The 21,789-nt window shown below is 72.6% G+C and carries 20 protein-coding genes; 14 read left to right on the top strand and 6 right to left on the bottom strand.

Annotated elements, in window-relative coordinates:
- Positions 1-24: 24 nt before the first annotated feature.
- Complete coding sequence (locus tag Scani_RS06745) at positions 25-1,437, top strand: hypothetical protein (protein ID WP_159470948.1); 1,413 nt, start codon at positions 25-27, stop codon at positions 1,435-1,437.
- 297 nt (positions 1,438-1,734) lie between these two features.
- Here the strand turns inward: Scani_RS06745 and Scani_RS06740 are convergent, their stop codons facing one another.
- On the bottom strand, positions 1,735-2,610 hold the full coding sequence (locus Scani_RS06740) for a peptidoglycan-binding protein (RefSeq protein WP_159470946.1): 876 nt from the start codon (positions 2,608-2,610) through the stop codon (positions 1,735-1,737).
- Between the two features lie 964 nt (positions 2,611-3,574).
- Between Scani_RS06740 and sucC the strand changes: the two genes are divergently transcribed.
- Positions 3,575-4,750, top strand: a complete 1,176-nt coding sequence (gene sucC, locus Scani_RS06735) for an ADP-forming succinate--CoA ligase subunit beta (RefSeq protein ID WP_159470945.1) — start codon at positions 3,575-3,577, stop codon at positions 4,748-4,750.
- A gap of 20 nt (positions 4,751-4,770) precedes the next feature.
- Positions 4,771-5,655: a succinate--CoA ligase subunit alpha gene (gene sucD / locus Scani_RS06730; protein WP_159470943.1), complete on the top strand. Its 885-nt coding sequence runs from the start codon at positions 4,771-4,773 to the stop codon at positions 5,653-5,655.
- Between the two features lie 157 nt (positions 5,656-5,812).
- On the opposite strand, the gene Scani_RS06725 is transcribed toward sucD, so the two are convergent.
- Positions 5,813-6,655: an RNA polymerase sigma factor gene (locus Scani_RS06725; RefSeq protein WP_159470941.1), complete on the bottom strand. Its 843-nt coding sequence runs from the start codon at positions 6,653-6,655 to the stop codon at positions 5,813-5,815.
- Positions 6,656-6,755: 100 nt separating this feature from the next.
- Here Scani_RS06725 and Scani_RS06720 point away from each other — a divergent pair, with 100 nt between their 5' ends.
- Complete coding sequence (locus Scani_RS06720; protein WP_246295523.1) at positions 6,756-8,528, top strand: cell division protein PerM; 1,773 nt, start codon at positions 6,756-6,758, stop codon at positions 8,526-8,528.
- A gap of 100 nt (positions 8,529-8,628) precedes the next feature.
- Here Scani_RS06720 and Scani_RS06715 read toward each other — a convergent pair whose 3' ends face one another.
- On the bottom strand, positions 8,629-9,480 hold the full coding sequence (locus Scani_RS06715; protein ID WP_174872625.1) for a hypothetical protein: 852 nt from the start codon (positions 9,478-9,480) through the stop codon (positions 8,629-8,631).
- A gap of 245 nt (positions 9,481-9,725) precedes the next feature.
- Here Scani_RS06715 and purN point away from each other — a divergent pair, with 245 nt between their 5' ends.
- Both purN and purH read left to right on the top strand, forming a co-directional pair.
- Positions 9,726-10,409 carry a phosphoribosylglycinamide formyltransferase gene (gene purN, locus Scani_RS06710; RefSeq protein WP_371872315.1) on the top strand — a complete coding sequence of 228 codons (684 nt, stop codon included), beginning with the start codon at positions 9,726-9,728 and terminating at the stop codon, positions 10,407-10,409.
- Complete coding sequence (purH, locus tag Scani_RS06705; protein ID WP_159470939.1) at positions 10,406-11,965, top strand: bifunctional phosphoribosylaminoimidazolecarboxamide formyltransferase/IMP cyclohydrolase; 1,560 nt, start codon at positions 10,406-10,408, stop codon at positions 11,963-11,965. The genes purN and purH overlap by 4 nt, the downstream gene beginning before the upstream one ends.
- Positions 11,966-12,036: 71 nt before the next feature.
- Here purH and Scani_RS06700 read toward each other — a convergent pair whose 3' ends face one another.
- Both Scani_RS06700 and Scani_RS06695 read right to left on the bottom strand, forming a co-directional pair.
- On the bottom strand, positions 12,037-12,612 hold the full coding sequence (locus Scani_RS06700; RefSeq protein ID WP_159470937.1) for a hypothetical protein: 576 nt from the start codon (positions 12,610-12,612) through the stop codon (positions 12,037-12,039).
- A 118-nt stretch (positions 12,613-12,730) separates the two neighbouring features.
- Positions 12,731-13,480, bottom strand: a complete 750-nt coding sequence (locus tag Scani_RS06695; protein WP_159470935.1) for an RDD family protein — start codon at positions 13,478-13,480, stop codon at positions 12,731-12,733.
- Positions 13,481-13,723: 243 nt separating this feature from the next.
- On the opposite strand from Scani_RS06695, the gene Scani_RS06690 reads away from it, so the two are divergent.
- From Scani_RS06690 to Scani_RS06665, 6 genes are all read left to right on the top strand, one after another.
- Positions 13,724-14,578: a bifunctional methylenetetrahydrofolate dehydrogenase/methenyltetrahydrofolate cyclohydrolase gene (locus Scani_RS06690; protein WP_159470933.1), complete on the top strand. Its 855-nt coding sequence runs from the start codon at positions 13,724-13,726 to the stop codon at positions 14,576-14,578.
- A gap of 68 nt (positions 14,579-14,646) precedes the next feature.
- Positions 14,647-15,075: a DUF3017 domain-containing protein gene (locus tag Scani_RS06685; RefSeq protein ID WP_159470931.1), complete on the top strand. Its 429-nt coding sequence runs from the start codon at positions 14,647-14,649 to the stop codon at positions 15,073-15,075.
- Positions 15,076-15,512: 437 nt separating this feature from the next.
- The gene (locus tag Scani_RS06680; RefSeq protein WP_159470929.1) at positions 15,513-16,358 is read left to right on the top strand and encodes a helix-turn-helix domain-containing protein; all 846 of its coding nucleotides are present in this window, start codon (positions 15,513-15,515) and stop codon (positions 16,356-16,358) included.
- Positions 16,355-17,182: a helix-turn-helix domain-containing protein gene (locus tag Scani_RS06675; protein WP_246295522.1), complete on the top strand. Its 828-nt coding sequence runs from the start codon at positions 16,355-16,357 to the stop codon at positions 17,180-17,182. The genes Scani_RS06680 and Scani_RS06675 overlap by 4 nt, the downstream gene beginning before the upstream one ends.
- Before the next feature lie 241 nt (positions 17,183-17,423).
- Positions 17,424-18,545: a helix-turn-helix domain-containing protein gene (locus Scani_RS06670; RefSeq protein WP_159470927.1), complete on the top strand. Its 1,122-nt coding sequence runs from the start codon at positions 17,424-17,426 to the stop codon at positions 18,543-18,545.
- 471 nt (positions 18,546-19,016) lie between these two features.
- Entirely contained in the window at positions 19,017-20,009 is a 993-nt protein-coding gene (locus tag Scani_RS06665) for a malate dehydrogenase (protein WP_159470925.1), read from the top strand.
- 122 nt (positions 20,010-20,131) lie between these two features.
- Here Scani_RS06665 and Scani_RS06660 read toward each other — a convergent pair whose 3' ends face one another.
- Positions 20,132-20,485 (bottom strand): hypothetical protein, encoded by a 354-nt coding sequence (locus Scani_RS06660; RefSeq protein ID WP_159470923.1) that lies wholly within the window; start codon positions 20,483-20,485, stop codon positions 20,132-20,134.
- 204 nt (positions 20,486-20,689) lie between these two features.
- Here Scani_RS06660 and Scani_RS06655 point away from each other — a divergent pair, with 204 nt between their 5' ends.
- Both Scani_RS06655 and Scani_RS40650 read left to right on the top strand, forming a co-directional pair.
- Positions 20,690-21,586 carry a helix-turn-helix domain-containing protein gene (locus Scani_RS06655; RefSeq protein WP_159471819.1) on the top strand — a complete coding sequence of 299 codons (897 nt, stop codon included), beginning with the start codon at positions 20,690-20,692 and terminating at the stop codon, positions 21,584-21,586.
- The gene (locus tag Scani_RS40650; RefSeq protein ID WP_246295603.1) at positions 21,498-21,686 is read left to right on the top strand and encodes a DUF397 domain-containing protein; all 189 of its coding nucleotides are present in this window, start codon (positions 21,498-21,500) and stop codon (positions 21,684-21,686) included. The genes Scani_RS06655 and Scani_RS40650 overlap by 89 nt, the downstream gene beginning before the upstream one ends.
- Positions 21,687-21,789: the final 103 nt, after the last annotated feature.

Below are 21,789 nucleotides of genomic sequence, written 5' to 3'. Positions count from 1 at the left end.
CTGAATTCGAAGGACTTCACCTCCATGCGCTCCAACATCCGCCGTTCCATCGTCGTCGCCGCTGCCGCCACCGGTCTGTGGGCCCTGGGCTCCGTCGCCGCCAACGCCGCCGAGCTGCCCGTCGGTTCGGACCTGCCGGCCACCGGCACGGTGACCGACACCGCCAAGAAGCTGCCCGCCGGTGACGTGGCCGGCACCGTGACGAAGACGGCCAAGACCGTCACCACGACCGCCGAGGAGACGGCGGGCAAGGCCACCGGCGCCCTCGGCGGCGACGTGTCCACCCAGGACCTGCCCACCGGCAAGCTTCCGCAGGTCGGCGATGTGACCGGTGCGGTGGACGGCGTGCAGAAGCTGGCCCACGGTGCCGGCCTGCCGAAGACCGGTGAGGTGCAGAAGGCCGCGGACCTGAAGAAGGCCAAGAAGGCCGTCAAGACCGCCAAGAAGGCCGCGAAGGCCGCCGACCTCGGCAAGGCCGGCCGCCTCACGGACGGCACGCTGCCCTCCGTTCCGTCGCTGCCCGCCACCCCGGGCGTCCCGTCCGCCCACCTCCCCGGCGGCCTGCCCCAGGGCCTGCCCGCCACCCCGGCGCTGCCCAAGGCCCCCGCGCTGCCCAAGGCTCCGGGCTCGGTCGACAACCTGCTCGCCGGTCTCGCCGGTGCGGGCGTCCGCCCCGAGCAGCTGACGAAGCAGGCGCAGGCCGGTCTCGCCACCGTCCGTCCGGTCGCCGACCAGGCGGCCTCCGACGCGCTGCCGCCCGTCGCCCGCCGGGTCGTCGTCAAGGTCGTGCCGGTCGCGCAGGGCGCGGTCGGCGGTGCCGGTCAGCTCGCGGGTGACGCGGCCGGCCAGGCGACCCCGTTCGTGCTGACGGTGGGCGGCCAGGCGCAGCTGTTCGTGCAGGGTGCCGCCGCCGACGCGGTGCCGTTCGCCCAGGGTGTGGCCGCCGACGCGGCGCCGTTCGCACAGGGCAAGGCGACCGACGCCGTGGCGTTCGCCCAGGGTGCCGCCGCCGACGCCACCCCGTTCGCGAAGGGCCTGGCCGCCGTGGTCGCGACCGACGCGCAGGGCACGGCCGGCAAGGCCGTCGCCGGCGTCCAGGGCGCGACCCCGGTGAAGTCGCTGCCCGCCGTCCCGGCCGTGCCCGCCGTCCCGTCGGTGCCCGCGGTTCCGGCCGTGCCCGCCAACGTGACGGACGCGGTTCCGGCCAACGTGACTGACGCGGTTGCCGTTCCGTCCGTTCCGTCCGTGCCCGCCGTCCCGTCCGTGCCGGCCAACCTGACCGACGCGGTCGCCGTCCCGTCCGTGCCCGCCGTCCCGTCCGTGCCCGCCAACGTGACCGACGCCGTTGCCGTCCCGGCCGTGCCCGCCAACCTGGCCGACCTGACCAACGCCGCCAACATCCCGGCGCTGCCGGCCCTCCCGGTCCAGGCGGTCTGAGGCCTCAGGCCGACACCACCGGTTCACCGGCCGCGGCGGCGGCCGATGCCGGAACACCCATGAACAGCCGGGCGGACCTCTGTGGGGGAGGGCCGCCCGGCCTTGGTTTTTTCCACCGCGCCGCGTCCCTGGACGCGGCGCGGTGGACTCGTTTGCGGCGCGGTGGACCCGCTTGCGGGGCGTAACGGGCACCCGCTTGCGGGGCGTACGACCACTGACTTGCGGGAGCTACGAGCACCTGCCTGCGGGAGCTACGAGCGCCTGCTCGAAGTCCTTACGGCAACCGGCCTGCGAGGTCTACGACTTGGGGACCCGCAAGCGCTCCCAGCTGACCCGCCCCGGCACCCCGTCCGCGTCCGTGCCGTGGAAGCCGAGCTTGCGCTGCCAGGCCGCGTACGACGTGCGGTCCGCCTCGGTCCACTTCGGGCCGGGGCCGACCTCGTAATGGCCGCAGCCCTCGGCCACCAGCCGCTCGCCCATCGCCGTGATCACCGGGCTGCTGGTCCCGGACCGGAAGAAGTCGCGGCCGGGGAACGGCTCGTACGCTGGCTGCTGCGGTTCCGGCAGGCCCTCCGGCGCCTTCGCCAGCCGCTTCTTGATCCGGCCCCGAAGGTCGTCCATCCCGATGCCGCGCGGATCGACCTTCCCCGGCTGCCACTCCTTGTGCCCGATCACCGAGCGTTCGCTCCAGCCGTGCGCCCGGCAGACCGCCGCCGCGGCCTTCTCCGCGGCGAGTTGCTGCGCCACGGGCCACGGGTCCTTGCCGTCGCCGAGGTTGATGCACTCGAAGCCGTAGAAGCGACTGTTGCCGTCGGTGTCCGCCTCGTCGTCGGGCGGGAGGTGCGCGTCCTCGGCGATCACCGCGCGCAGGACGTCGCCGTCACCGAGTCCGGCGTGGTTGGCGCGGCCGTTGCCGACGAGATGGACCTCGCCCTTCTTGTCGATCACGCCGTGGCACAGCGGCCCCGGCAGATCGGGGCGCCCGTCGTAACAGAGGTCCACCGAGGTGTCGGTGCCCTGCGTGGCGGTGTGGTGGACGATCACGCCGTTCACCGGGCCCCAGGGGCCCTTGGTGTTCCGGTTGTGCTCACGCCATTCGCGGACCTCGTGGACCACCAGGCCCTCGTCGCGCAGCGCCGCGATCAGCTTGCTCGCGGTCAGGGGAGTGGCCATGGGTCCGTACCTCCTGCGTCGGCCGCGGCGTCGGCCGCCGCGGTGTGGTCTGTGACCTGCTCGGCGCCGGACCCGCCGCGTCGTACGCCGCGCGCCGTCCGCCTCCTCGGCCTGTGCCGTCCGGCTCCCCGCGCGAGCCGTCTGTCTTCTCCGCCCGTGCCCGGCAGCGAACCGCCTTCCTCGGCCGGCCGCGCACCGCGTGGGAGAAAGAGGAAGAGAGAGGGGGCGGGGGAGGGCGATGGGTGCCGACGACCTCACGGCCGCCCCGGGACCGCGGCCAGGCATCCTGCGCCACCCATTTCCCCTCTGTTTCCCCCGTCCGTACCGGTGCGAAGCGCTGCCGCGCGGTCTGCACGGGACCGGGCCCGAAGCGTGTGACTCCTGATGCGCATGTATCCGTAAGTGCTCAAGGCAGTGTCCGTAGCGGGAAGTTGAAGGGTCAAGAGGTCTTTCCGGACCCGTCCGCGGAGGTCTGGTGAGCGCGAGCCGCGGCTCCTTCCTCAACGGATTCCCGTGGCGCCGGAACCGGAATCGCGGGAGGCGGGGCGCACAGGGGCGAACCGGGAGGAGGCAGCCGAGCATGCGCGCGACGTGAGCGTGCACACCGAGTGACAACGGCCGCCCCCGACCTCCACGGCTCCCGGTGACGGTCGAATGCCGGCCCACGACAAACCGGCCCACGACAAACCGGCCGACGACAAACCGGCCGACGACATGCGGAAATCCCGAGAAGGCGTAACTTGACCAAAAGATCTGTGATGGTAATCACCGCTGGAGTGTGATCTGCGATTTAGGGCCGCACGTCCTGCGGCGATAACCTGCGGGACGGACATGCCGCGTATCCGGTCACCGTGTACGCCTCCCTCAGTGACAGCGCCGTCACGTTGCCCTTCGCGGCACGCCCATCGCAGACAACGAACCGCGATTACTACGGCGATTCTGAGTAGACAAGGGACGGACGCGCGTGGACCTGTTCGAGTACCAGGCGAGGGACCTCTTCGCCAAGCACGGTGTACCGGTGCTGGCCGGTGAAGTCATCGACACGCCTGAGGCAGCCCGCGAGGCGACCGAGCGGCTGGGCGGCAAGTCCGTCGTCAAGGCGCAGGTGAAGGTCGGCGGCCGTGGCAAGGCCGGCGGCGTCAAGCTGGCGGCGACCCCGGACGAGGCCGTCGCCCGCGCGACGGACATCCTCGGCATGGACATCAAGGGCCACACGGTCCACAAGGTGATGATCGCCGAGACCGCTCCGGAGATCGCCGAGGAGTACTACGTCTCGTACCTCCTCGACCGCACCAACCGCACCTTCCTGGCCATGGCCTCCGTCGCCGGCGGCATGGACATCGAAGAGGTCGCGGCCACCCGGCCCGACGAGCTCGCGAAGGTCCCGGTCGACGCCAACGAGGGCGTCACGATCGAGAAGGCCCGCGAGATCGTCGCCCAGGCGAAGTTCCCGGCCGAGGTCGCCGAGAAGGTCGCCGAGGTCATGGTGACCCTGTGGAAGACCTTCGTCGCCGAGGACGCGCTCCTCGTCGAGGTCAACCCGCTGGCCAAGGTCGCGAGCGGCGAGGTCATCGCCCTCGACGGCAAGGTGTCCCTGGACGAGAACGCCGAGTTCCGTCAGCCGGAGCACGAGGCGCTGGAGGACAAGGACGCAGCCAACCCGCTCGAGGCTGCGGCCAAGGCCAAGGGTCTGAACTACGTCAAGCTCGACGGCCAGGTCGGCATCATCGGCAACGGCGCGGGTCTCGTCATGAGCACCCTGGACGTCGTCGCCTACGCCGGCGAGAAGCACAGCAACGTCAAGCCCGCCAACTTCCTCGACATCGGTGGCGGCGCCTCCGCCGAGGTCATGGCGAACGGCCTGGAGATCATCCTCGGCGACCCGGACGTCAAGTCCGTCTTCGTCAACGTCTTCGGTGGCATCACCGCCTGTGACGAGGTCGCCAACGGCATCGTCCAGGCGCTGGAGCTGCTCAAGTCCAAGGGCGAGGACGTCAACAAGCCCCTGGTCGTGCGTCTCGACGGCAACAACGCGGAGCTCGGTCGCGAGATCCTGTCGAAGGCCAACCACCCGCTGGTGCAGCGCGTGGACACCATGGACGGCGCGGCCGACAAGGCCGCCGAGCTGGCTGCTAAGTAAAGGACGAGGACACAACAACCATGGCTATCTTCCTGACCAAGGAAAGCAAGGTCATCGTCCAGGGCATGACCGGTGCCACTGGCATGAAGCACACCAAGCTGATGCTCGGTGACGGCACCAACATCGTCGGCGGTGTGAACCCGCGCAAGGCCGGCACCAGCGTCGACTTCGACGGTACCGAGGTACCCGTCTTCGGCTCCGTCGCCGAGGCGATGGAGAAGACCGGCGCCGACGTGTCCGTGCTCTTCGTGCCGCCGGCCTTCGCCAAGGCCGCCGTCGTCGAGGCGATCGACGCCGAGATCCCGCTGGCCGTCGTGATCACCGAGGGCATCGCGGTGCACGACTCTGCCGCCTTCTGGGCGTACGCGAAGTCCAAGGGCAACAAGACCCGGATCATCGGCCCGAACTGCCCCGGCCTGATCACCCCCGGCCAGTCCAACGCCGGCATCATCCCGGGCGACATCACCAAGCCCGGCCGCATCGGTCTGGTGTCGAAGTCCGGCACGCTGACCTACCAGATGATGTACGAGCTGCGTGACATCGGCTTCTCCTCGGCCGTCGGCATCGGTGGCGACCCGGTCATCGGCACGACGCACATCGACGCGCTCGCCGCGTTCGAGGCCGACCCCGACACCGACCTGATCGTGATGATCGGCGAGATCGGCGGCGACGCCGAGGAGCGTGCGGCCGACTTCATCAAGGCCAACGTCTCCAAGCCGGTCGTCGGCTACGTCGCGGGCTTCACCGCGCCCGAGGGCAAGACCATGGGTCACGCCGGCGCCATCGTCTCCGGCTCGTCCGGCACCGCCCAGGCGAAGAAGGAGGCCCTGGAGGCCGCCGGCGTCAAGGTCGGCAAGACCCCGTCGGAGACCGCGCGGCTGGCCCGCGAGATCCTCGGCGGCTGACTGCTGCCTCCCGGCGTCCGCGCCGGACCGGACGGAGGCCGTCCCTGACGGCCGTCGCCGGCACCGCCGGACCCTCACCCTCGTGGTGCCGCGCCCGCGCGGCGGAAGAACCTTCCGCCGCGCGGGCGCGCGTCGTTCGCGGTGGTGCGGGCGCGCCCTAGCGCGCGTCGGGCGTGAGGCGGGCTTCGCGGAGCCTCTTCCGTACGGCGGCGTTGCCGTGCTTCTTGAGGTCCGCGGCGCGTCGGCCGGTCGGTGAGACGCGGACGTGCGGTGCGGTCGCCAGGGGCTTGTGCGGCGACGGCGTGTAGTGGTCCGGCGTCGCGACCGTCAGCACCAGCATCACCAGCGCGAACCCTCCGAGCAGCCCGAACACCGCCCGCGTGACCCGCAGATCGCTGCGTTCGGCGTCGCTCCGTACGCGCTCCGCCGCAGCGGGGGTCACCTCCTGCGCGGCCGCCAGCCCGGTGAGCCGGGCCCGCAGGATCTCGCCCTGCCGCACCGACGGCTGCCCGTCGGGCGCCGTCTCCGGCAGCCGCTCGGCGATCCGCTCGCGCGCATGCGTCAGCCGCCCGGCCGCGGCCGGCGTACTCGCTTCGATCTCCGCGGCCATCTCGTAGAGCCCCAGCCCGACCCCGTCGTGCAGCAGCAGCGCCCGCCGGTAGGGGGCGGGCAGACTCAACAGCGCTTCGAGCAGCGCACGGTCCTGGGGATCGCCGGTCTCCTGGAACCGCCGCGGCTTCCGGGCGGTCCGCAGCCCCGGGCACAGCCCGTGCCACGGCTTCAGCGCGTACTCGTACGCGGCCGCCCGCACCCACCCCGCCGGATCCGGGTCCATCGCGACCTGCGGCCACCGCTGCCAGGCCAGCCGGAACCCCTGCTCCACGGCCCGCCGCGCGAGCCACGGCCGCCCGGTGAGCAGATAGGTCTGCCGCATCAACGCTGCCGCATGCCGGGTGTGGAGTTCGTCGAAGGCGGTGGCGGCCTGCTCGGGCTGGGTCATACACAGCAGTGTGGAAAACCATCATCACGGGATACAGCGCGACACGTCGGGCATTTCGCCAGTGCAGGGATGAAACGCCAGTTGTTGGCAGCATGGCGGCGTGAGCCAGTCGACCGATCGTGGCCCTACGTTGTCCTCGCACGGCCGAGCCGCCGCGCAGCGCTCCTCCGCGATCGGCGCGGCCTTCCTCGGCGGGGTGACGGCCGCCGGTCTCGGCCTCGGCGCGCTGGCGGTCGCCGTGCTGCTGCTCTGGGTCGCCTCCCCGGCCCCCGACAGCGGCCCCTCGCGGGCCCTGCACCTGGCCGCCGACCTGTGGCTGATGGCGCACGGCGGCAACCTCGTACGCACCACCGGCCACTTCGCCGCCCCGGTCGCCGTGACCCCGCTGCTGCTCGCCGTCCTCCCCGTCTGGCTGCTCCACCGGGCCGCCCGCCACGCCCTGGCGACCGCGGCGGACGGCCACCCCGGCCCCGGCGCGGACCCCGGCACCACTGCGGGCGCCACCCGGACGGTCGTGCCGCGCACCCTGCTCGGCGCGCTGCTCACCGGCTATCTGCTGATCGCGGCCGCGGTGCTGCTCTACGCCTCCGCCGGACGGCTCAGCGCCGAACCGCTCAGCGCCCTGGCGTTCGTACCGGCCACCGCGGTCGCCACGCTCGGCGGTACGGCCTGGTTCCTGCTCCGGCATCCCGGCGCCGATCTGCTGCCCGCCTGGGCCCTGCGGGCCGGGGCCGCGGTGCCGGGCGCGCTGCGGGCCCTCCTCGCCGGCCCCCGGTTCGCCGCCGCGCAGCGCGCCGCCGGTGCCGCCCTCGGTGCCCTGCTCGTCTCCGGCGCCCTGCTCACCCTGCTCTCCCTCGGCCTGCACGCGGGACGGGTGCGTCAGGACCTGCTCCAGCTGGCGCCCGACTGGGCGAGCCGCGCGACGGTGCTGCTGCTGTGCCTGGTCCTGCTCCCGAACGCGGCCGTCTGGGGCGCCGCCTACGGTCTGGGGCCGGGGTTCACGGTCGGCACGGGCATCGCGGTCGGCCCGCTGGGCACCTCGGCACATCCGGTGCTGCCGCAGCTGCCGCTGCTCGGCGGGCTGCCGGACGCCGGCCCGGGAAACCCGCTGACCTGGGCGGTGGTCGTGGTGCCCCTCGTCGCGGGGGCGCTGCTGGCCCGCTCGGTCGCCCGCTCCGTGGCGCGTCCCGTGGAGACTGCCGACGCCCCGGCGTTCTCCTGGACATGGGGGACGACCGCCTGTGCGGCAGCCCTGGGGGCCTGCCTGTGCGGCGTCGTCGCGGCGGTGCTCGCGGGGCTCTCGGGCGGCGCACTGGGCACCGGCGCGCTCGCCGACTTCGGCCCGAGCTGGTGGCGTACGGGCCTCGCGGCAGCGGGCTGGACCGCCTTGACCGGCCTCCCGGGCGCGATCGGACTACGGGCCTGGCATCTGCGCACGGCACGGCGGAGAGACGAGGAGGACACCTGTCCCGGTGCCGCCACGGGGGACGGCAAGGGCGGCGCCCGCTCCGGCGCCAAGCGTTCCGTGTTCGGCATCAAGGGCCCCGCCTCCGGCCCCAAGGCTTCCACTTCCGGCACGGAGGCTTCCGCCGCCGGGGCCAAGCCTTCCGTCCCGGGCGCCGACGAGGCCGCCCCGGGTGCCGGCGAGACCTCCCCCGGCGCCGACGAGGCCGTCCCCGGCAGCAAGGGCCTCGCAGCCACAAGGCCGGGCGATGCGGAACCGGTCGGCACGGGATCGGCCGCCAAGGAGTCGGCCGGCACGGATTCGTCCACCGGGGAACCGGCCGTCATCGAGTCGTCCCCCGCAGAACCGGTCGTCCCGGAGCCCGCCGGCAAGCCACAGGCCGCCGCCCCCGTCACCCCGAACGGCTGACACGGGCTGCCACCCGCAAGCACGACCCCGACCGGCACCGCACACCACCTGCCGCTGTACGCCGCTACCGCCGCATCCCCTACTGCCCCGTGCTCAGCGGCTACTGCTCCGTGCTCAGCAGCGGTCGCAGCTCGCGCGGCAGCATCTGCTCGCAGGACTTGCCGGCGGACTGGGTCAGGGCGTCTTCCACGCAGGTGAAGTAGTCGCGGTAGACGATCTGCACGGTGAAGGTCGCGGCCACCATCATCAGCGCCAGCGACGCGGTCACCAGCCCGGCGATCGCCGCGGTGACCTGCGGCCGGGTGCTGGCCGGCGAGGAGGGGGTGCCCTGGGCGCCGGGCTGGGCGTTCGGGGCGGGGCGGCCCTCCATGGCGGCGGTGGTGGCCGCGGCGGTGGCCTTCGCGGTGTTCGGCTTGGCGCGCAGCGAGCTGATGCCCCAGTAGAGCGCCAGCACGCCCAGCAGCAGGGCGACCTCCGGCAGGCTGAAGAGCACGCAGAAGAACGACCACAGGCCGGCGAGCAGCGCGAAGCGCGCCCGGCGCTGGGCCGGGTCGGTGGGGTCCCAGCGCAGCCCACCGGGGTTGCCGGAGCCACCGGGGCCGCTCTGCTGACCGTTCCGGCCGCCCGGACGGGTGCCGAATCCGCCGCTCTGCCGGCCCGGCTGCCGGGGGCTCCACTGGTTGCCCCAGCTCGGCGTCGACTCGTCCTGCGACGGCTCGCCCTCGTCGCCGTCGTGGTTCTGGTCCGGTGCGGGGTGGCGCGGGCGCCACTCCTGGTCGGGGGCGTCGGGCGGCGGCGGGGCGAAGGGGTTGTCCCGGTCGGAATCCGGGGTGTCCGGGGCGGTGGGCTCCGGGGACGAGGACGACTTGCGCTCGCGCGGCAGCAGCACCGCCCCGGGGGCGGTGGCGGGCAGCAGGAGCGGGAGGGCCGCGCGGCGGCGTCGGTCCGTCATCTGGAGTGCGTCTTCCCCTTGTCTCGTCCGTGCGCGGGCCCTCACGGCCGGCGCCGGGTTACCACGAACTGCATGCAGTCTTACGCCTGACGCTACCTCCCGTGCCCGCCCCCGTCCCGTGGGGGCCGCGCGGTGTGCCGGTATCGTTGCTGACGGTCGGCGCCTTCGTAGGGTTCCCCGGATCTGCGGTACCCGCAGTCTTGTACGACCACACAAAGCACGCGAGATCGGAAAAGAGCCCCGCCGTGGCTTCCTCCCCAGCCCCCGCCCAGCAGCCCTCCGTTCCCCCCGTTCCTGGGGAGACCCTGAGGGGCCGGGTGGCCCGCATCGTCGTCCTCGTCTCCGGTTCCGGCACGAATCTGCAGGCGCTGCTGGACGCCATCGCCGATCAGGGCCCGGCGGGGTACGGAGCCGAGATCGTGGCCGTCGGCGCCGACCGGGGCGCCATCGCGGGCCTGGAGCGCGCCGGGGCCGCCGGGCTCCCCACCTTCGTGTGCCGGGTCAAGGACTACGAGAGCCGTGCGGACTGGGACGCGGCGCTCACCGAGGCGGTCGCCGCCCACGAGCCCGATCTGGTGGTCTCGGCCGGTTTCATGAAGATCCTGGGCAAGGAGTTCCTCGCCCGCTTCGGCGGCCGCACCGTCAACACCCACCCGGCGCTGCTGCCGAGCTTTCCCGGTGCCCATGGCGTGCGCGATGCGCTCGCGTACGGCGCGAAGGTCACCGGATGCACCGTCCACTTCGTCGACGACGGTGTCGACACCGGCCCGATCATCGCCCAGGGCGTGGTCGAGATCCGGGACGAGGACGACGAATCCGCGCTGCATGAGCGCATCAAGGAAGTCGAGCGATCGCTGCTCGTCGAGGTCGTGGGGCGTCTGGCCCGGCACGGCTACCGCATTGAGGGACGAAAGGTACGTATCTCGTGACCGCCACCGAAGGTACGCAGCGGCCCATCCGCCGCGCGCTGGTCAGCGTCTATGACAAGTCCGGGCTGGAGGAGCTGGCGCAGGGCCTGCACGCGGCGGGCGTCCAGCTCGTCTCGACCGGGTCGACGGCCGCGAAGATCGCCGCGGCCGGGGTGCCGGTCACCAAGGTCGAGGAGCTGACCGGCTTCCCCGAGTGCCTGGACGGCCGGGTCAAGACCCTGCACCCGAAGGTGCACGCCGGCATCCTGGCCGACCTCCGCCTGGAGGACCACCGCCGGCAGCTGGCCGATCTGGGTGTCGAGCCGTTCGACCTGGTGATCGTCAACCTGTACCCGTTCCGGGAGACCGTCGCCTCCGGCGCCACCCCCGACGAGTGCGTGGAGCAGATCGACATCGGCGGACCCTCGATGGTCCGCGCCGCCGCCAAGAACCACCCGTCGGTGGCCGTGGTCGTGAACCCCGCCCGCTACGGCGCCGTCCTGGAGGCCGTCGCCGGCGGCGGCTTCGCGCTGGACGCGCGCAAGCGGCTGGCGGCCGAGGCCTTCCAGCACACCGCGGCCTACGACGTGGCCGTCGCCTCCTGGTTCCTCGACGGCTACGCCGATGACGCGACGTTCCCCGAGTTCCTCGGCGCCACCTACGCCCGCAAGAACGTCCTGCGCTACGGCGAGAACCCGCACCAGGGTGCCGCGCTGTACGTGGACGGCAGCGGCGGGCTCGCGCAGGCCGAGCAGCTGCACGGCAAGGAGATGTCGTACAACAACTACACGGACACCGACGCCGCGCGCCGGGCCGCGTACGACCACGCCGAGCCGTGTGTGGCGATCATCAAGCACGCCAACCCGTGCGGTATCGCGGTCGCCGCGGACATCGCCGAGGCGCACCGCAACGCGCACGCCTGTGACCCGCTCTCCGCGTTCGGCGGTGTCATCGCCGTCAACCGCCCGGTCTCCGTGGCGATGGCCGAGCAGGTCGCCGAGATCTTCACCGAGGTCATCGTGGCCCCCGGCTACGAGGACGGCGCGGTCGAGATCCTCGCCCGCAAGAAGAACATCCGGGTGCTGCGCTGTCCCGACGCCCCGTCGAACCCGGTGGAGGTCAAGCCCGTTGACGGCGGCGCCCTGCTCCAGGTGACCGACCGGCTGCAGGCCGAGGGCGACGACCCGGGCAACTGGACGCTGGCCAGCGGGGCCGTGCTGTCCGCCGACGAGCTGGCCGAGCTGGCCTTCGCCTGGCGCGCCTGCCGTGCCGTGAAGTCCAACGCGATCCTGCTCGCCAAGAACGGCGCCACGGTCGGCGTCGGCATGGGCCAGGTCAACCGCGTGGACTCCGCGAAGCTCGCGGTGCAGCGTGCGGGCGAGGAGCGGGCGCGCGGTTCCTACGCCGCCTCCGACGCCTTCTTCCCGTTCCCCGACGGCTTCGAGGTGCTGGCCGAGGCCGGCGTCAAGGCCGTGGTCCAGCCGGGCGGTTCGGTCCGTGACGAGCTCGTCGTCGAGGCCGCCAAGAAGGCCGGCGTGACGATGTACTTCACGGGGACCCGGCACTTCTTCCACTGAGCGGCCGATCCCACGCGAAGGGCCGCACCCCGACCGGGGTGCGGCCCTTCGCCGTGCGGTGCCCGAAGAGGTCAGTAACGCGGCCGGTTGAACCAGGCGTTGCTCTCGTCCTTGGAGACGAAGACCACGACCAGGATGCCCAGGACCGTGTGGACCAGGCCGATCGGGAAGGTGAACAGGCTCAGCATGATGGTCGCGACACCGAAGACGATGGTGCCGACCCGCACCCCGCTGCCGCCGTTGGCGAACTGCAGGGCCAGGGTGATCGCGGCCGCGGTGAAGATCACGATCAGCACGATCACCGCGATCAGCAGACCCTTGCCGACGTTCATCGCCGTGACGTCCTCCGCGGCGGTGTACGGCGAGGCGTTGTGCGAGGCCTTGCTGACGCCGCCCAGTCCCATCACGGCGAGGACCAGCCCGATGAGGTTCAGGCCGGAGAGCACGAACAGCATCACCCGGGCGGTCTTGGCGCTGCCGGGCATCACCGCGGGGTACTGCGGCTGCATACCGGGCATTCCGCCGCCGCCCGGGTAGGGGCCGTACGGAGCCATCGGCTGCTGAGGGTGGGGAGGCTGCTGGGGGTAGCCGTAGCCGGGTTGCTGACCCGGCGGCGGACCGTAAGGGTTCTGGTTGGGGTAGCTCACGAGCGGTGTCCTTCGGGCGACTTGAAGCGATATCGGCGAGCGCCGCGAAGGCCCCCGGTCGCGGCTGCGAGGGGGCCTTCGTGGGCTGTTGAGGGCGTCCGTGCGGCCCAGAGCGGGCTTACTTGACGCTCACGACCACGGTGCCGACGATCTTGTCCGCGAACGTCTGGTTCTTGTCGTCCCACAGCGGCCACAGCCAGCCGATGCCGCACAGCAGGCCGTTGAGGTAGCGGCAGATGTAGCGCACGAACGTCATGCCGAAGCCGAGAGGCTGACCGGTGGTCTCCTTGAGCACCTTGATGCCCAGTGCCTTCTTGCCCGGGGTCTGGCCGGTGCCGCCTTCCTTCGCCATGAGGAAGAAGCCACCGCCCACGAGGATCAGCCACGCGATCGCCATCACGATGATGGCGCCGGTCGGCGTGGCGCTGCTCGCGGCCGAGTTGTAGGCGTCGCTGACGCACTGGACGTCGCCCGGCTGGCAGGACGAGGTGTCCACGCTCGTGGACGAGGAGCTGGCGGCCATGATGGCGCCGACGATGTACAGGATGGTCGGCAGGGCGCCGATGATCAGGCCGTCGAGCAGGATCGCGCCGACCCGGGCACCCCAGCTCGCGTAACCCATCGGCATCCCGGGCATCCCCGGCATCCCCGGCTGGCCGTACGGCGCGGCCTGCTGCTGGGGGTAGCCGTACGCCTGCTGCGGCGGGACCTGCTGCTGCGGGTAGCCGTACGGCTGCTGCGGCGGGGTCTGCTGGGGGTATCCGTAGCCGGGCTGACCCTGCGGAGGGACCGGGGGCTGCTGGCCGTACGGGCCCTGCGGCGCCTGCGGCTGCTGGCCGTAGGGGTTGTTCGGGTCGCCGAAACTCATCTGCTGTTTTCCTCCGTTGGGTAACTGTCGCGCGACGCGGCGTGACGCGGAGGAAAAACAGGATTCACTGGCCCGCCCCCGACGATGCCTGCGGCACTGCGGCGTCAATCCTTCTAGTTGCGCATTCACTCTGTCCAGTCAAGGTTGCTCACTGTTGTGCAAGTGCAATGATCAATTCCGGCCATGGACGCCCCGCATGCCCTGATTGGAACGTGACCGCCCTCATCCGGGAAGATGGGGGGTATGACTGCCCAGATCCTGGATGGCAAGGCCACCGCAGCCGCTATCAAGTCCGAGCTCACCACCCGCGTCGAGGCACTGAAGGCCAAGGGCGTACAGCCCGGTCTGGGCACCCTCCTGGTGGGCGACGACCCGGGAAGCCGCTGGTACGTCAACGGCAAGCACCGCGACTGCGCCCAGGTCGGCATCGCCTCGATCCAGCGGGAACTGCCGGAGACCGCCACCCAGGAGGAGATCGAGGCGGTCGTCCGCGAGCTGAACGAGGACCCGGCCTGCACCGGCTACATCGTCCAACTCCCGCTCCCCAAGGGCATCGACGCCAACCGTGTCCTGGAACTGATGGATCCGGCCAAGGACGCCGATGGTCTGCACCCGATGAGCCTGGGCCGGCTGGTGCTCGGCATCGAGGGCCCGCTGCCCTGCACCCCGTACGGCATCGTCCAGCTGCTGCGGCGTCACGATGTCGAGGTCAAGGGCGCGCATGTGGTGGTCGTCGGCCGCGGGATCACCATCGGCCGCCCGATGCCGCTGGTGCTGACCCGCAAGTCCGAGAACGCCACGGTGACCCAGTGCCACACCGGCACCCGCGATCTGTCCGCGCACCTCAGGCAGGCCGACATCATCGTCGCCGCGGCCGGTGTGCCGCACATCATCAAGCCCGAGGACGTCAAGCCCGGTGCGGCGGTCCTGGACGTCGGCGTCAGCCGTGACGAGCAGGGCAAGATCGTCGGCGATGTGCACCCGGGCGTCGCCGAGGTGGCCGGCTGGGTCGCCCCCAACCCGGGCGGCGTCGGCCCGATGACCCGCGCCCAGCTGCTGGTCAACGTCGTCGAGGCCGCCGAGCGCGCGGCGGGCTGACCCCCGCGCGATCTGAGAGCCTGTCCTCAGAGACAGACGGATCCGGACACCGGAAGGGACTGCCAGCCATGGGTGCCGATGCGCATTCGGACGGAGCCTGTGAGCCGCAGCGCTCCTCGCGCCGCTTTCCGACGCTGACCCGCGACACCGCCCGGCCGGAAGGCGGCGGGCGGGCCGCCTCGGGCGACTTTCCCGCGCCCGCCCGGCAGTGGCCGCTGCTCACCGTCATGGGCGGGGTCGCGGTCGGTCTGCTGCTGGAGGCGCTCGACGCCTTCCGTATCGGGGCGATCGTGATCGGGCTCTCCCTGCTGGCCGGGGCGGTGCTGCGGTGGGCCCTGCCGTCGGTGGGGATGCTGGCCGTGCGCTCCCGCTTCACCGATATGGCGACGTACGGGGGGCTCGGCTTCGTGATCGTGATGCTGGCGATGATGGTGCAGCCCAAGCCGTGGATCCACATCCCGTTCCTGGACGACATCGTCCACTTCACCGTGCGGTAGGCACCCGGCTCGGGGTGCCCGCGGGCACCCGGCCGGCCGGTCGGTGACGGCGGCCCGTCCTCTCCTCGGGGAGAAGGCGGGCCGCCGTCGTGCTGTGGCGCGGTGCCGTGCGAAGGCGGGCGGGCGGCGCACGGACCACGGCGGAGGCGGCGCGGGGCGGGCCGTGCGGCCCGCGGTGCGCCACCGGCCGCACTCCCGCCCGCCGGTGCCCGGCGCCGGCCGCCCGCCAGGATGCGGCTCGCGTGGGATGTCCCGGCCGTGACCTGCGGGGACGCCGTCGGGGCGGATGCTTCGGCGGGACCGCGGCCCGGGCGGCGGCAAGGTGCCGATACCGCGTGGAAAGAGTAAAAAGCGGAAACGGAGCCCGGGTCCGCGCCATCATCGGCGGCACAGGGGGCCATGGCCTCGGGGGACATCGAACGCGTACGGGGTGGGACATGTCGCGTTGGAAAGGGCTGCCCGCATCGCTGGACCACCGGGTGCGGCATCTGGTCGTCCACTTACGGCGGTTGAAGGACCACAGCGGACTGAGCCTGACCGCGCTCGCCGCACGGACCTCGTACAGCAAGTCGTCCTGGGAGCGCTATCTCAACGGCAAGAAGCTGCCGCCGCGCGCGGCGGTGGAGGCGCTGGCCCGGGTCTGCGATGCCGATGCGCCCCGGCTGCTGGCGCTCCAGGAGGTCGCCGCGCAGGCCTGGCACGCCACCCGGCCGGCGCCCGCGGCCGGACAGCCGGTGCCGCGGCCGGCCGGTCGGGCCGCGCGGGACGAGACGGCCGCACCCGCCGGACTCGCCGCATCCGCCGCACCCACCGCGGCCGCCGGGCCCCCGTCCGGCCGTCTCATGCCGCTCCCACCGCTGGTCCTGGGCGCGCTGGCGGCGCTCGTCATGGCCGGTGCGGCGCTGCTGGTCGTCCGCCTCTGGCAGGACGCCACCGGCATCGAACGCGCCGCCGTCGCCGCACCGGCCGCCGGCGTGCCCGGTGCCGCGCCGACGTTCACCCACCGGCCAGGGGAGGCCTTCGGCTGCTCCGTGCGGCGCCGGGCGGGCGCCCTGTATGCCGGGCACAGCCGTACGGACACGGCGGTCCTGGGCAGCGGTGCGGCGGGCTGGGACGTCGTCGAGGCGCAGTGCCTGCTGCACCGCCGGGGCTGTGACCCGGGCGTGGTGGACGGCATCGTCGGCGGGCGGACCCGGCGCGCCGTCCAGCGTCTGCAGGCCCGGTCCGGGCTCCCCACGGACGGGATCGTCGGCCCCGACACCTGGAAGGCGCTGCGCCGGTGAGCGGGCCCGGCGGCGAGCCGAGGGGCGGGGTCGAGAACTCCCGGCTGGCCGAGCGGATGCGGGAGTTGCGCAGCCGTACGGGGCTCACCCTGGCCGGGCTCGCCGGGCGGACGCCGTACAGCAAGTCCTCCTGGGAGCGCTATCTCAACGCGAAGAAGCTGCCGCCGCGGGGCGCGGTCGAGGCGCTGTGCCTGCTGGCGGGGGAGCCGCCCGAGCGGCTCCTGGCGCTGTGGGAGCTGGCGGACGCGGCGTGGAGCGGACGCGGACGGCCGGGCGGTGAGCGGGCGGCCTCGCCCCCTCGGGCGGGGCGGTCACCGCAACCGTCGCCGCGGCTGCCGCAGTGGGTCGTGGCCATGACCGCCGGTGCCGGTGCGGGCCTGGTGGCGGTCGTGGTGGCGCTGGCCTTCTGGGCGGGCGAGGGGGCCGTCGGGGGCGGGCGGCAGGAGGGGGCCGGGCCCGCGCCGTCCGAGGTGACCGGCTGCCGGGCGAAAGGGTGCGACGGCAAGGACCCGGAGTCGATGTACTGCGAGCTCCCTGACCTGGTGGAGACGCCCGTGGAGCGAACTGCCGCCCGCGGGCAGCATGTTCAGATCCGTTACGGCAAGGCATGCGGCGCGGCCTGGGGGCGGCTCCGCAACGGCCGGGTCGGGGACCGGCTGGAGGTGTCGGTGCCGGGGGCGCGGCCGCGGTCGGTGCGGGTGGTGGACCGGTTCGACGCCGAGGGGTATCTCGTCACGCCGATGGCGGCGGCCCGCGGGACCGAGGGCATCCGGCTGTGCCTGTATCCGGCGGGCGGCGGGGCAGGGGAGTGCTTCGCACGGTAGGGCCCGAGGGAGTTGTGCGGGCTGTTCTTGTCAGAAAACGTACGGACGTCGTAAGAGGTCCGGTCGAAATGCGACACTGCAGGGGCCACGGGGCGCGCGGGTGGGTGACCTCTGCCCGGATGCCGCCGTGCGCCCGTGCGGGGGAACTGCCGCCCTGACCGGGGGCGTCCCCGCGGGGAGCAAGGAGGGCGGGCCGGGGGAGCCGCGCTGTCGCACGTAAGCGGGGGGATAGGGGGAGGCCATGCCTCGCTGGAAGGCGCTGCCGGAGGAACTCGACCCGCAGGTAGGGGAGTTCACCGGTCAGCTGCGCAGGCTCGTGGACCGCAGCGGGCTGAGTGTGGCCACCGTCGCGGACCGTACGGGCTACAGCAAGACGTCCTGGGAGCGCTATCTCAACGGGCGGCTGCTGCCGCCGCTGCGCGCGGTGGTCGCGCTCGCCGAGGTGACCGGCGCGCATCCCTCGCACCTCACCACGCTGTGGGAGCTGGCCGAACGGGCCTGGAGCCGGGCCGAGATGCGGCAGGACGTCACCATGGAAGCGATCAGCGTGGCCCAGGCGCGCGCCGCCCTGGGGGAGTTCGATACGGAGCCGGCCGGGGCCGGGCCGGAGGCGAAGCCCGCAAAGGCAGGGAAGACGTCAAAGGCCGCCAAGGGCAAGGGCGCCCGGCCCGAGCAGGCCGCGCAGCCGGGCGGGACGGCACAGTTGCCGCAACACCCGCACCCGCACCTCCCGTCGAGCGCCGACTTTCCCGCGGGCCGGGTGGCGGCGCACCGCTCCCCGGCCCCGGCCACGACGCCCGCCGCGCCCGCGGGCCCGCGTGCCCGCCGCGGCCGGACGGCCGTCTTCGTCGCCGGCGCGGTCGGCGCGCTGCTGGTGGCCGGCGGCGCCGTGCTGCTGCTGAACCCGGGCACCGGCCCGGCGAAGAAGACGGCGGCCGCCGCGCCCGCGCCCGCGGCCGCACCGAGCGCGAAGCAGGCGCTGCCCGCCGGAGTGGGCTGCACCGGCGACGGCTGCGTGGGCAAGGACCCGGAGAAGATGGGCTGCGGCGGACCGCATGCGGTCACCCCGTCCCGCGGGGTGTCGGGCCGCTCGCTGATCGAGGTCCGCTACAGCGCCGTGTGCCATACGGCCTGGGCGCGGATCAGCCGTGCGGCGCAGGGCGACCAGGCCACCATCAGCTCCGGCGGCCACAGCGCCACGGCGCAGGCCGAGCGGGGCGGCGACGCCTACACCCCGATGGTCGCGGTGTCCGGGGACCCGGCGAAGGTCGCGGCCTGCCAGACGACCGTGGCGGGGGCGAAGAACTGCGCCCGTCCGGTTCCGGCCAGGCCCGCGGCCCGGCCCACCCAGGCGATCCGCTAGGCGGCACCCCGGAAAAGCGGGCGGCAACCGGCCAGGAGGCGGGTCGCCCGGCCCGCTCCGGGCCGATACCCCCTGCCGAGAACGTGTCCGAAATTCAGGGGGCATGCCCGTCGGCATCCCGGGCAGACGACGGTTACCCCCCCCACGGGTGTGGCACAACCTGGCGGCCGCCCGCACTCCCCCTCCTTGAGTGGGCGGCCGCCGCCCCCTCCCGCACCACCCGCGCGGAGCGCATCGAGGACCGGGATGGCCGGGCGGGTACGAAGGCTCCGTGGACGGCCGTACGGACGTCCCGGACGCACCCGGTGAGGTGTTCCACACCGGCCCGTCGCCTGGCGCGGTCGGGGGTCCGATAGCCTGACGGCCGGGTCTCTCGATACCAAGAGACCCGGATAACTGGGCAGGGACACCCACCGCCACCCATGGTGGACCAGGGGCTTGCCCCCGGAAAACACCGCGCAGGAGATCGCCATGACCCGCACTCCCGTCAATGTGACCGTGACCGGCGCCGCCGGCCAGATCGGTTACGCACTCCTCTTCCGCATCGCTTCCGGACATCTGCTCGGCGCGGACGTGCCGGTCAAGCTGCGCCTCCTGGAGATCCCCCAGGGTCTGAAGGCCGCCGAGGGCACCGCCATGGAGCTGGACGACTGCGCCTTCCCGCTGCTGCAGGGCATCGACATCTCGGACGACCCGAACGTGGCCTTCGACGGTGCGAACGTCGCGCTGCTCGTCGGCGCCCGCCCCCGTACCAAGGGCATGGAGCGCGGTGACCTCCTGGAGGCCAACGGCGGCATCTTCAAGCCGCAGGGCAAGGCCATCAACGACCACGCCGCGGACGACATCAAGGTCCTGGTCGTCGGCAACCCGGCCAACACCAACGCCCTGATCGCCCAGGCCGCCGCGCCGGACGTACCCGCCGAGCGCTTCACCGCGATGACGCGTCTGGACCACAACCGCGCGCTCTCGCAGCTCTCGAAGAAGACCGGCACCCCGGTGTCCGAGATCCAGAAGCTGACGATCTGGGGCAACCACTCCGCCACCCAGTACCCCGACATCTTCCACGCCACGGTCGCCGGCAAGAACGCCGCCGAGACCGTCAACGACGAGAAGTGGCTGGCCGAGGACTTCATCCCGACCGTCGCCAAGCGCGGTGCGGCGATCATCGAGGCCCGTGGCGCGTCCTCCGCCGCCTCCGCCGCCAACGCCGCCATCGACCACGTCCACACCTGGGTCAACGGCACCGCCGCCGGCGACTGGACCTCGATGGGCATCCCCTCGGACGGCTCCTACGGCGTCCCGGAGGGCCTGATCTCCTCCTTCCCCGTCACCACCAAGGACGGCAAGTACGAGATCGTCCAGGGCCTGGAGATCAACGACTTCTCCCGCGAGCGCATCGACGCGTCGGTGAAGGAGCTCACGGAGGAGCGCGAGGCCGTCCGCGGTCTCGGCCTCCTCGGCTGACCCACCGCCGCGGCCGCCCCACCCGGGCGGCACCGCAGCACCCACGAGCCCGCACGGCCTGCAACGGCCGTGCGGGCTCGGTCGTTCGGGCCCGGCGGGCAGTCGGTCCGCCCGGCGGCCCGTCACCCCCGGCGTAAGTCCGCCTCGTGCGCGCACTCCGTCACCGGCAGGCGCGCGCCCCGGCTGTCGGCGACGCGCAGCACGTTGCCGAAGGCCTGCGTGGTCGCCCGCAGCGCCCGCCGCAGCGCGTGTTCCCCCGCCCTGCCGTCGTCCAGTACGGCCACCGCGCCCTTGAGGACCTCGGCGCCGTCGCACAGTTGCTCCGCCTCGATCTCATCGGCCAGCCGGGACAGCACGCCTCCGGTCCCGTCCGTCCGGTCCGCCGACAAGAAGCAGGGCTTCCCGCCTTCTCCCTCCCACGGCAGCAGGCGCAGCCCCGGCAGGTTCGCGGGGACGGCATCCCGGTCGTAACTCATGCTCAATGACTCCCAGAGGTTGGTTGCGCGAGAAGGCGGCACGGTCGGCCGAACGACCCATTACGTTGGGTGTGTTCAGCGTTGCGCCCCGTAGTGCGGGCCGCAACGTCGGACGCGTGACACTCACCTTCTGGCACCAAGGGGGATGCGGTGAGCCGACGACGACGCAATGCGGAGAGTGGACCGGCAGCCACCAATGCCGCCGTGTTCGGGGAGGTGTTGCGGCACTTCCGGGAGGCGGCGGGGCTCACTCAGGAGGAGCTCTCGAACAAGATCCCGTGCGACCGTTCGCAGGTGGCCCGCGTCGAGGCGGGCACGCGCGTACCGCAGGAAGCCTTCGCCCGGCAGTGCGATGAACTGCTGCAGACGGGCGGGGTGCTGCTGCGGTTATGGGGGCGGATCGACTGGTATCCCGAGGTGCAGCATCCGGACTGGTTCGAGCGGCGGGCGGAGATGGATGCGGTGACGGTGGGCCTGCGTCAGTATCAAGCGCAGGTCATGCCGGGACTGTTGCAGTCGGAGGAGTACGCACGGGAGCTGTTCTCCGACCTCGGCAACAGGGAGAAGGCGGAAGAGCGCGTTAGGGCCCGACTCAGCCGACAGGGACGCTTCCTCGCTGATGGCGGCCCCTTGTACGTCGCGGTCCTGGACGAGAGCTGCCTGCGCAACCTCGTGGGAAGCCCGGCCGTCATGCGCGGCCAGTGTGCACACCTGCTGGCAGTGGGGCAGCGTCCCAACATTCGCATCCAGGTCGCTCCGGCTCAGCGCCCAGAAATCGTCCGGCCCAAGACCTCGATGACGCTGATCACCCTGCCGAAGGGGGAGCAGTGGGTCTACTCGGAGTCGCTGGACCGGGGCCATTTCCACGACGATCCGGCCGTCTTCGCCCGCCACAGCCAGACCTATGATGTGCTCCGGGCGGATGCTCTGTCAGCCCCCGAATCCGCCGCGCTGATCGGCGACTTCATGGAAGGGTACGGGGACCATGAACAAGCACCAGCTGAGCACAGCCATATGGATCAAGAGCAGCTACAGCGACCGCGACGGCGGCGACTGCATCGAAATAGCCCCCGGTATCCCCGACGCCGTCCCCGTCCGTGACAGCAAGGACCCGCACGGCCCCGTACTGGTCTTCCCGACGGGCGGCTGGTCGACATTCGTCGGCGCGCTCAAGCGCGGGGAGTTCCCCGCGGCCGTCTGACCCCCGCAGGGAAGGCGCCCCGCAGGCCGCGCGGCAACCTTGCGTCATCGCGCTGACACGGAGTGCTCCGCTCCCTTATGCTGCGGCTTCCGCACTGCCCCGC

It is taken from the genome of Streptomyces caniferus (assembly GCF_009811555.1).
Taxonomy (GTDB): Bacteria; Actinomycetota; Actinomycetes; order Streptomycetales; family Streptomycetaceae; genus Streptomyces; species Streptomyces caniferus.
The sequence above is the reverse complement of the archived record's forward strand: the minus strand, read 5'-3'. Positions and strand labels throughout refer to the sequence as shown.

Bases quoted from the DNA above. Each gene is read 5' to 3' on its own strand.
- Scani_RS06745 (WP_159470948.1), top strand. From the start codon at position 25: ATGCGCTCCAACATCCGCCGTTCCATCGTCGTCGCCGCTGCCGCCACC.
- Scani_RS06740 (WP_159470946.1), bottom strand. From the start codon at position 2,610: ATGGCCACTCCCCTGACCGCGAGCAAGCTGATCGCGGCGCTGCGCGAC.
- sucD (WP_159470943.1), top strand. From the start codon at position 4,771: ATGGCTATCTTCCTGACCAAGGAAAGCAAGGTCATCGTCCAGGGCATG.
- Scani_RS06725 (WP_159470941.1), bottom strand. From the start codon at position 6,655: ATGACCCAGCCCGAGCAGGCCGCCACCGCCTTCGACGAACTCCACACC.
- Scani_RS06715 (WP_174872625.1), bottom strand. From the start codon at position 9,480: ATGACGGACCGACGCCGCCGCGCGGCCCTCCCGCTCCTGCTGCCCGCC.
- Scani_RS06695 (WP_159470935.1), bottom strand. From the start codon at position 13,480: ATGAGTTTCGGCGACCCGAACAACCCCTACGGCCAGCAGCCGCAGGCG.
- Scani_RS06690 (WP_159470933.1), top strand. From the start codon at position 13,724: ATGACTGCCCAGATCCTGGATGGCAAGGCCACCGCAGCCGCTATCAAG.
- Scani_RS06685 (WP_159470931.1), top strand. From the start codon at position 14,647: ATGGGTGCCGATGCGCATTCGGACGGAGCCTGTGAGCCGCAGCGCTCC.
- Scani_RS06680 (WP_159470929.1), top strand. From the start codon at position 15,513: ATGTCGCGTTGGAAAGGGCTGCCCGCATCGCTGGACCACCGGGTGCGG.
- Scani_RS06670 (WP_159470927.1), top strand. From the start codon at position 17,424: ATGCCTCGCTGGAAGGCGCTGCCGGAGGAACTCGACCCGCAGGTAGGG.
- Scani_RS06665 (WP_159470925.1), top strand. From the start codon at position 19,017: ATGACCCGCACTCCCGTCAATGTGACCGTGACCGGCGCCGCCGGCCAG.
- Scani_RS06660 (WP_159470923.1), bottom strand. From the start codon at position 20,485: ATGAGTTACGACCGGGATGCCGTCCCCGCGAACCTGCCGGGGCTGCGC.